This is a genomic window from Mycobacterium sp. E1747 (assembly GCF_001667775.1).
Lineage (GTDB): Bacteria > Actinomycetota > Actinomycetes > Mycobacteriales > Mycobacteriaceae > Mycobacterium.
This window is the reverse complement of sequence record NZ_LZJI01000223.1, coordinates 1-9836: the sequence shown is the minus strand read 5'-3', so window position 1 is coordinate 9836 and position 9836 is coordinate 1. Positions and strand designations below refer to the sequence as shown.

Annotated in this window: 6 protein-coding genes and 1 pseudogene; 5 read left to right on the top strand and 2 right to left on the bottom strand. The window is 66.6% G+C overall.

Annotation, left to right across the window (positions count from 1 at the left end):
• Positions 1-1221 (top strand): hypothetical protein (locus A5695_RS23895; RefSeq protein ID WP_068088272.1); only part of this gene is annotated, 1221 nt, incomplete at its 5' end.
• Between the two features lie 286 nt (positions 1222-1507).
• On the top strand, positions 1508-3322 hold the full coding sequence (locus tag A5695_RS23890) for a putative bifunctional diguanylate cyclase/phosphodiesterase (protein WP_369830233.1): 1815 nt from the start codon (positions 1508-1510) through the stop codon (positions 3320-3322).
• 63 nt (positions 3323-3385) lie between these two features.
• On the opposite strand, the gene A5695_RS23885 is transcribed toward A5695_RS23890, so the two are convergent.
• On the bottom strand, positions 3386-4180 hold the full coding sequence (locus A5695_RS23885; RefSeq protein WP_068088267.1) for an FkbM family methyltransferase: 795 nt from the start codon (positions 4178-4180) through the stop codon (positions 3386-3388).
• Between the two features lie 270 nt (positions 4181-4450).
• Between A5695_RS23885 and A5695_RS23880 the strand changes: the two genes are divergently transcribed.
• The 3 genes from A5695_RS23880 to A5695_RS23870 all read left to right on the top strand — a co-directional run bounded on the left by A5695_RS23880 (position 4451) and on the right by A5695_RS23870 (position 9268).
• The gene (locus tag A5695_RS23880) at positions 4451-6166 is read left to right on the top strand and encodes a hypothetical protein (protein ID WP_231974957.1); all 1716 of its coding nucleotides are present in this window, start codon (positions 4451-4453) and stop codon (positions 6164-6166) included.
• Positions 6167-6344: 178 nt separating this feature from the next.
• A complete protein-coding gene (locus A5695_RS23875; protein WP_068088264.1) occupies positions 6345-7796 on the top strand; it encodes a polysaccharide biosynthesis tyrosine autokinase in 1452 nt (483 codons plus the stop codon).
• Positions 7793-9268, top strand: coding sequence for an O-antigen ligase (locus A5695_RS23870; RefSeq protein WP_068088261.1), 1476 nt, complete (start codon positions 7793-7795; stop codon positions 9266-9268). The genes A5695_RS23875 and A5695_RS23870 overlap by 4 nt, the downstream gene beginning before the upstream one ends.
• Before the next feature lie 149 nt (positions 9269-9417).
• Here A5695_RS23870 and A5695_RS30405 read toward each other — a convergent pair.
• A pseudogene (locus A5695_RS30405) lies at positions 9418-9836 on the bottom strand (hypothetical protein); the annotation flags it as partial.

Below are 9836 nucleotides of genomic sequence, written 5' to 3'. Positions count from 1 at the left end.
ATTCCGGACTGGATCCGCTCGGCGGCCACCAGCTATCCCGCGCCACCCAACAGTTCCGCACCGGGAGTCACGCAGGTGGTGCCGAACTGGAACGACGGCGACTACCTCAACAACTTCGGCCAGCTGCTCGCCGCGCTCGGCCGGCGCTACGACGGCGACGAGCGGCTCAGCGTCTTCGAGTTCTCCGGGTACGGCGACTTCGGCGAGAACAGCCTCGCGTACCTGCGTGACGCGCTCGGTGCGCCGGGGCCCTCGCCGGACGACAGTCAACCGAAGTTGGGTTACTACAGCCAGTTTCGCGATCAGACCATCACCAAGGCATCCATCGCGCAGCTGGTGGCCGCCAACGTCGGCGCGTTCGGGCACACCCAATTGGTGACCACCGCCGAGAATCCGGAGATCGTCCGCGAGTTGTTCGCCGACGACGTGACCAAGAAGCTGTCCGCGCCGGTCGGCATCCGCGCGGACTGCCTTGGCGTGCAGTCCCCCCTGCCGGAATGGGCCGAGTCCAGCGACTCGCACTACGTGCGGTTCAACGACGCGGCCGTCAACGCGATCAAGCAGCGGCTCACCTCGGCGCTGGTGATCAGCCAGTGGTGCCGGCTGCCGAACGGGACCGACCCCCGGTCCTACTACGAGAAGGCCCTGCACGACGTGGTCAGGTATCACGTCTCGATGACATCGAGCGCGAACTTCCCGGACCGGGATGCGGCGTCGGCGATGGACCCCAAGCTGTATCTCCTGTGGGCCAAGGCGAACACCGCCGCCGGTTACCGATATTCGGTCGAGGCCAAGCCGGGATCGCAGTCGATCCAGGGCAAGGTCGCTGCCATCTCCGTCGTCTGGACCAACTACGGCTCCGCCGCGGCCACCGAACAGTGGACGCCCGGGTACAAGCTGGTGGATTTCTCGGGAGCGGTGGTCCGCACCATCGCGGGGACGGTCAATCTCAAGTCGCTGGTCCACGACGACTCCAGCCCGGCACGCGAGGAGGCCGTTCCCGAGTCCACGACGGAGTCGGTGCGCGTCGACGTGACGGGCCTGGCGCCGGGGCATTACACACTGCGGGCGTCCGTGGAATGGCAGCAGCACAAGCCGGGCGCCTCGCACGTGGTGAACTACGCGCCGATGGCGCTGGCCCGCGACGGCCGCGACGGTTCCGGCCTGTATCCGATCGCAACACTGGACATTGCCAGCGACGCGGCGGCCAACGGTCAATGACCTGCCGCGGCTTGGGGCCGCAAGTTGCTTGTTCGCCCGGATCCGGCGGCGCCTGCGTGATACCTTCTGCAGACCAATACCCATCCTGACCTGCCAGGGTCCGGACAGATCCGACGAAGCGAACCAGAGGGCCCGCCGATGCGCATGGGCGCGCGGTCGACGGGATTCGCCAGCAATTACGTCCCACGATCGGGCAACCGTCAACACGTTGGGATGCGCGCCCGTATCGGAGGAGACCGTGCGGCGCAGTCTGGACTTGGTCGTCACCTCCGTCGCCACGCAGCTGATGGAGGCGACAGCGGCCACGGCCGACTTGGTGAGCGAGAAGGTGCTCGCGCAGCTGGTCGAGCAGTTCGACGTGGACGCCAGTTTCTTGCGGCACCTCGACGCGCATACCCGAGCGTCGACACTGGTTGCCGAGTGGCCGCCGCGGACCGACGCCTCGGACCCGGATCCGACGGCCTTCGCCCAGCTCGACATCGCGGAGTCGGTGCTGGCGCAGTGCAAGCAGGGACGCAAGCCGGTGGTGATCCGCCCGGCCCAATCCAAACGCTATTTCCGCCGCCCGCTGGGCGGGGCCAAAGTGGCCGCCTCGCCCTCGGTGGCCGCCGCCCCACTGGTCTCCGGTGAGACGACGACCGGCCTGCTCGGCTTCGTCAAATTCGGCGCCCGCAAGTGGGAGCAAGAGGAGATCAACACCCTCGAGGCCGTCGCCGCGCTGTTCGCGCAGCTGCAAGCCCGCATCGCCGCCGAAGACAAGCTCCGCTATCTCGCCGAGCACGACGATCTCACCGGGCTGTTCAACCGTCGCGCCTTGGTCGCGCACCTGACCGAACGGCTCTTGACGGGGCGCCCCGGGCCCGTCGCGGTCTTGTACCTCGACCTCGACCGGCTCAAGCCGATCAACGACTATCTCGGTCACACCGCGGGGGACTGGTTCATCAGGGTCTTCGCGCAGCGCATCAAGATCTGCGCTCCCAACAGCATGATCGCCCGCCTGGGCGGGGACGAGTTCGTCGTCGTGCCCGACCAGCCGATGTCGCCCGAGGATGCGGAGTCGTTCGCCCGCGGTCTCTCCGGCATGCTTTGCGAGCGCCTGGCAATCGGCGGTCACGTGATCAGCCGCACGGTCAGCATCGGGCTCGCGGTCGGCGTCCCCGGGCGGGACAACTGCACCGACCTGCTCCGCCGCGCCGACGAGGCCGTGCTGACGGCCAAACGCGGGGGCGGCAACCAGATCGCGGTGTCCACCGATGACATGTCGCTCAAGCGCGCGTTCCGCAACGACATCGAGCTGCATCTGCAGGGCGATATCGGCAGCGAGGCGTTGCTGCTGCATTACCTGCCGGAGGTTGACCTGTCGACCGGCGCCATCGTGGGCGCCGAGGCGCTGGTGCGCTGGCGGCACCCGATCTGGGGGCTGCTGCTGCCGGATTCGTTCATCGGAATCGCCGAATCGACCAACCTGGCAATGGACTTGGGCCGCTGGGTGATGCGCACCGCGTGCGCCGACTTCAGTCGCTGGCAGGGGAACGGGGTCGGCCGGGGGACCGTGATGCGCATCAACGTGTCACCGCTGCAGCTCATCACCCGTGGGTTCGTGCGCGACGTCGCCCATACCATCGACGAGTTCGGCCTCGACGCCGGTTCGGTGTGCCTGGAGATCACCGAGCGCGCCGTGGTTCACGACATCGATACCACTCGAAATACGTTGGCGCAGCTCAAGGAAATCGGTGTCCAGCTGGCCATCGACGACTTCGGTACCGGCTACGCGGTGTTGTCGCATCTGAAATCCCTGCCTGTGGACATGCTCAAGATCGACACCGGGTTCGTGCGGGACTTGGGTAACAACGCCGGCGACCTGGCGATCGTCCGCGCCATCATCGGGCTGGCCGAGGCGTTCGGTCTGGAAGTGGTAGCCGAGGGCGTCGAAACGCCGGTCGCGGCAATGACTTTGATTCAGCACGGGTGTCGGCGGGCGCAGGGCTTCCTGTTGTCGCGCCCAGTGCCCGCGGATGCGATGGAGGCCCTGCTGGCCGCGCGCTGGCTGCCGTTGCCGTTTTTGACCGACCAAAAGGCATTGCCGACGGGCGCCGGCTAGGACATCGACAACTCGCGCGGCGGTCATCGTCGCCGATGGTCGGTCCTGCGTGCGGCCTACCGCTCACCCTTTCTGAGGGATGAAGACGAAGTTGTTGACGTAGACGCCGCGAGGCGCCCAGTCGTTCTCGCGGTCACCGGCGTTGGATGGATCCTGGTGCTCGCGCGGGTCGAAATCGTCGATCGGCCGCCGCTCGCCGTCGAGGTCGAAATACCCGGAGTAGCCGGACTCGCGTAACAACGCGGTGATCTCGGCAACCGCGTTGGGGTAATGGCGCTGCTCGGCCTCCACCATGATCGCTGGCCGGTCCCGCGCGAGGGTATTTGTCGCGCCGCGCAATACGGCGAGTTCATGGCCCTCGACGTCGATCTTGATCATCCCGATGTCTTGCAGACCTAGATCGTCGAGCCGCTTGACGGGGACCTCGATGCTGCGGATCCCGCTGTTGTCGACGTCGCTCAGGACATTGGTGGTGTCGATCGTGCTGCGGCCCGGCTCGGATTCGACCACTCTCATGGTCTCGACGCCGACAGTGTCGGACAGCGCGATCGCCTCGACCCGTACCGGAACACCGGTGGCCTCGAACATCGAGGCCAGCTCGCGAGCTTGCGCGGGCCGGGGTTCGAACGCGATCACCGAGCGCGACGACGCCAGCATGGCGATCGTGAATTGTCCGACGTCGGCGCCGATGTCCAGCGAGATCCGGTTCGGGTCGCACAACGAAACCGCCAACTGGATGTCCGCCCGGCTTTGCCCGAGGCGTTCGAGGATGCGGTACTTCCGTCGCCAGAACAAACCCGGCGCCAGTGCCTTCACCGCGGGCGCCAGCCGACGCGTGGCCGATCGAACCAAAGGCATCGTGCGGTCTCCTGAGCGATTCCCGGAGGGATCAGCGGATTGCGCGACCATACCAATATGAGTGGCCAGGTCGGCGCCCGGTAAGACACGCGCCATGGGGCCGCCGCCCAACAGTGGCCGGTATATGCACCGAAGATGTGCATGATTGACCGATGATGTGGGGCAGCGTTGCATCGTTGCCGATTTCAGTGCGCTCCCGGCGGAGAGCGCCAGCGACCGGAGAGGTGTCAGTCCTTGAAGCTGATCCAGGGCCCACGTTCGGTGTGCGCAATGTCGACTTCGCCGAAGTCCTTGCTCGCCAACACGGCTCGAACGCTGCGCAAGACCACACTGCTGTTCGCCGTTTGCGCGACGCTTGTGTTGAACGGGTGCGGCGGTCGCGCTAACCCCGAGCTGGTGACGGCGATAGTCAGTCCCGCGATACCGCTGGCCGTCCAGGACGTACAGAATCCGCTGCGCGGCCAATACGAAGATCTTTTGATCCCGTTGTTTCCCCAAGCCAATCCCGCGCAGCAGCGGTACCCGGCCTGGCCCGCGTCAGACGACGCCAGCCTGCGTGTCAGCTGGCGGCAGTTACAGCCCACGGATCCCAGCACGCTGCCCCCCGACGCCTCGGACGATCAGAAATACGACTTCAGCGTGATCGACGACGCGCTGAACAAGTTGGCCACCAGGAACATGCGGATGACCCTTCGCGTCGTCGCCTACCACTCCTGTTGTGACACTGTGTTTCCGAACAACACGAACATCGCGATCCCCGACTGGATGCGCTCGGCCGCCACCGACTACGCCGGACCGGCACGGTACTGGTGGACGCCGGGCGTGACGCAGGTGGTGCCGAAGTGGAACGACCCCAGGTACCTCGACGCCTTCGGACAATTGCTCGCCGCGCTGGGGCGACGGTATGACGGCGACGAGCGGCTGAGCGTCTTCGAGTTCTCCGGCTATGGGGATTGGAGCGAGAACCACATCGCGTATTTGCGCGACACGCTGGGCGCCCCCGGCCCCTCGCCCGAGGAAAGCGTCGCGAAGCTGGGCTATTACAGCCAGTTTCGTGATCAGAGCATCACGATCGCATCGATCAGGCAGCTGGTGGCGGCGACGGTGAGCGCGTTTCGGCGGACGCAGTTGATCACGACACTGCTCAATCCGGAGATCGTGCGGGAAATGCTTTCCGACGAAGTCACCAAGAAGGTGGCCGCACCGGTGGGTGTGCGGGCCGATTGCCTGGGGGTGATCGCGCCGTTGCCCGGGTGGGTCGAATTGGACGGCTCGCGTTATGTGCAGCAGAAGGATCCGGTGATCGCCCGACTCAAAGACAGGTTGCTCAGCGCACCGGTCATCACCGAATGGTGCCTGTTGCCGGACGGCACCTCGCCGCGGTCCTACTACCAAAAGGCGTTACACGACGTCATCAAGTATCACGTCGCGATGACGTCGAGTTGCGACTTCGCGGACACGGAATCGTCCACTCCGATGGACCCGGCGCTGTACCTGTTGTGGGCGCAGGCGAACGTCGCGGCCGGGTATCGCTACTCGGTCGAAGCGCGCCCGAGACCGCAACCGATACGTGACGGTGTGGCGACGATCGCCGTGACGTGGACCAACTACGGTTCTGCTGCCGCGGTCGAGAAGTGGGCTCCCCGCTATCAACTGGTGAATTTCTCGGGCGCGGTGGTCCGCACTCTCCCGACGACCGTGAACTTGAAGGCCCTGGTCCACAACGACCCGGGCGCCAACCCCGGCAATGAACCCGCCCCGGCGTCGTCGACGGAGTCGGTCAAGCTTGACCTTTCCGGCTTGGCTCCTGGCAACTACACGCTGCGGGCATCGGTGGAATGGCAACAGCACAAGCCGGACGCATCGCACGTGGTGAACTACCCGCCCATGCAGTTGGCGCGCAACGGACGTGACGGTTCCGGCGGCTACCCCTTGGCAACGGTCAACATATCGCGCGACGTGCTGACCGCCGGCCCCCGATCGTGAAAGGGCGCCTGCGACGGTCATCGCTGGGCTTTCGAGCTGGCGGAATGACCTTGGAGAATCGCTTTTCGGGCAAACGCCGCATGACGATGCTTCAATAATGTTCAATGTTTCTGCCCATCCGATAACCGACCGGATGGATGCTTTCGCGCCAGGGCGCTTTCAGAAAGGCCGTTAGTCGATGGATTTCCGTACCTTTGTCCGGATTCTCGTCGCGCACTGGAAGCTGGCCGCGGCCGCGGTGTTGGCGTGCACGATCGGCGCGGCAGCCATCACGGCGTTGCAGACCAAGCATTACCAGTCGTCCACCACGGTGCTGATCTCGTTCTCCGGGGCCACCGACCTGACGGAGCTGTACAACGGCACGCTCACTGCCCAGGAACGGTTGTCGTCGTACGCCCAGATCGCCGGCGGCCGGACGGTGGCCGACCGCGCGATCAAACAGCTGCAGCTCCCGATCAGTGCCGACGACCTGCTGACCCAAACCCAGGTGAAATACACCGCCAAATCCCAGTTGTTCACCATCACCGTCAAAGACACGGATCCGAGGCGGGCGGCGGCGCTGGCGGGGGCGATTGCCGACCAATTCGCCGCGATCGTCCCCACACTGGGCACGGTTTCGCGTCTGGACGCACCCAATGCGGGCCCCCGCCCCGATAACCCGGATGCGACGACGCCGCCGGGCCAGCCCCGGGAAACTCCGGGCGTGCAAGAGCAGAACGGAAAGCCCTTGCCGGTGGCGAGGGCGCGGGTGGTGGAGCCGCCCCAGGTGCCCGATCACGCCGTTACCCCGGCGCCGGTACGCAACATGGCGATGGGCCTGGTCGCCGGCCTGCTTCTCGGCATGGCCGTGGCGCTCACCCGCGAGGCCAGCGATCGCACGGTGCGCACCCGCGAAAAGCTGGAACAGCTGTCGGGCCTACCGACGCTCGGCGAGTTGCCGCGACGGCGCGGCGGGGCTCCGCGGTTCGGCACCGACGGCACGTTCGATGACGCCGTGCGGGACATGCGCACCCGGGTGCGCAGGGCGATCGGCCCCGACGGTCGCCGGCTGCTGGTGGCGTCACCGTTCGGCGGTGAGGGAACCACGACGACGGTCCTCAACCTGTCCCGGGCATTCGCCGAAGTCGGTGACGACGTACTGGTGATCGAGGGCGACACTCGCCGGCCGGTGATCGCCGGTTCCCTCAAGGTCGAATCGGGCGAGGGCTTGGCCAACGCGCTGGCGAACCCCGAGATCGCGGCCGAAGCCGTGAAGCCGACACCCTTCCCGCGGCTGTTCGTCCTGGCAGCACGCGCGGCCCGCCGGGAGACCTTGCCCTGCTCCGCATACCCGCCCGAAGTGCTCGACGGCCTGCTGGGGGAGTTGTCGTCGCGATTCGACCGGATCGTGGTCGACGGACCGCCGGTGCTGGCGACGGCCGACGCGGTCTTGCTCTCCGGCGCCGTGCAAGCAACGGTGCTGGTGGTCCGCGCGGGACGCACCACGGCCGAAGAACTCCAGGACGCGCTGGCAACCCTGCGCTCGGCCAACGCGGAGGTCGTCGGGACGGTGCTCACGGACGCGCGTCTGTCGCTGCACCGCCGGGCCGCCGCCCAGGCCTACCGGACGAAGGCCAGTCCCTCGACGTGATCTTCTACCTGCGCAGTCGGCACCGGCTGGCGATGAGCGCAGCCTCGCTGGCGCTGTTCCTGTTCGGATGTTTCGTTTTCGGCGTGCTTTCGGTGCGACTCACCACCGAGGGCCTCATGCTGATCGCCGCCACCTTCTGCCTGGTCGTCTATTGGGTGAGACCCGAGGCGATGGTATGGGTCGCGTTGGTCGGGGCATTCGCGGCGCTGCCCCAGGGCCTGCACGTCGGCAAAGTCGTCGGCCCCGCGGTCATCTACCTGTACCTGCTGGCCGCGGCCTTGGCGATCGGCTACCTGATACCGATTGTGAAACCGCGGTTCTCCGATTTCTGGTTGCCCGCCGTGTTCCTGCTCGTGATTGTGATGTCGACCGCGGCCGGATTCGAGAACGGGCACGACGCCACCATCGTGCTGCGCGAATCACTGTCCATGGTCGAAATCGCCGTGGGCTTCGTGCTGGCGATGTTGGTGGTGTACGGCGACTACGTCAAGTCCTCGATCCGCGTGACGGCCGGCATCCTGTGGTTTTCGGCGGGCATGGCGGTCGTGAGTTCGCTGCATGCCATCCGGCTGGCGGGCAGGGCCGAAAGTTTGGGGGCGGCGACCGGCGCCGACCAGGCTGTCCGGATCATCCTGACCACGCAATCCCCGGCGACCGCGACGCTGAGCGCGCTGGTGGCCGCCGCCATCATCGGCCGCCTGAGGCCTGCCATGCTCCTGACCCTGGGCCCACCCGCGCTGATCATTTCGCTGCTGTCGTTCTCCCGCAACACGCTCATCTCGATGGCCGTGGCGGCCGGTGCCGCGGTGTTGGTCAGCCTGAGCGTGTCAACCGTGCGCCGGACCGTCGTCATTACGGTGATCTGCGCGGCGGTGGTCGCGGCGACGCTGCCGGGATTGCTGTTCTTGCTGCACGGTTCGCAAGCCGGCGCGTGGCTCGGCGACCAGCTCACGGCCTTCAACGAGCGGGTGCTGGGCGGGGTTTCGTCGAGCGCGCTCGCCGTGGACGAATCGGCGCTGGAGAGGCTGCGGGAGAACTCCCTGCTGAACCGCTCGATCGCCCAGGCGCCCGTATTCGGCCATGGCCTCGGTTACGCCTATCAGCCGCCGAAGGGTGACGACGAGTTCTCCGCGAAGTTCTATCCCGCGTACTCGCATAACTTCTATCTGTGGTGGTTGGCGAAAGCGGGTGCGGTCGGCATGACGGCGTTCGTCCTCTTCGCGCTGATCCCGTTGGTCAAAGCGGTGCGCTGCCGGACCGCGGCGGCGAAGGTCAGCGTGGCGGTCAGCGCGGGCCTCCTGGCGATATCCGTGGTGTGGCCTTTGCCCGAGATGCCATCGGACGCCTTCGCGCTGGGCATCGCGCTGGGTGCGGCGATGGGGTTCGCCAACTTGCGCGACAGAGAGCGCGACGCGAACCGCGCGGTCAGCGCCGACACGGCGGCGCTCACGGCACCATCCGGAGCTCGCTGAAGTGGGCACGTCGAGCGCCCGGCCGGTGTACTTTGACCCGTGGCCAATCACTTTGGGAGTTAGCCGAATGCGAAATGTCTGTCTGTTCGACCACCCCCGCCACGCGCCGTTGCGCGGCCGCATTTCCGGACTGCGATGATCTCCGTCATTCATGTCGGGCCGGGCGTGTACAGCTTCGGCGGTACGCAGACCGTGATTCGAGTCATCCGCGACCACAATATGGGCGCGGACGACATCCGCGTCCTGTCGACGTGGGAGGGGCGGCGCAGGGTTGCACCGATGAAGCGGCGGTGCCGAAGGGCTTCCCTGGCAACGTCGGCGCCCTGCAGCGTCGCGACAATCCGCAAGCCCCGCGCCTTGGCCAGCCGGATCAGCGGCCCTTCACGCAGCCACGCCCCGCCGTCTGAGATGTGGAAGTGCACGATGGTCGTGCGGGGCACCCGGGCCAGCACCGCGGCCGCGCGCGCGGTCAGCACGAAGTTCTTGGCGTGGCGCCGCCCCTCCCACGTCGACAGGACGCGGATGTCGTCCGCGCCCATATTGTGGTCGCGGATGACTCGAATCACGG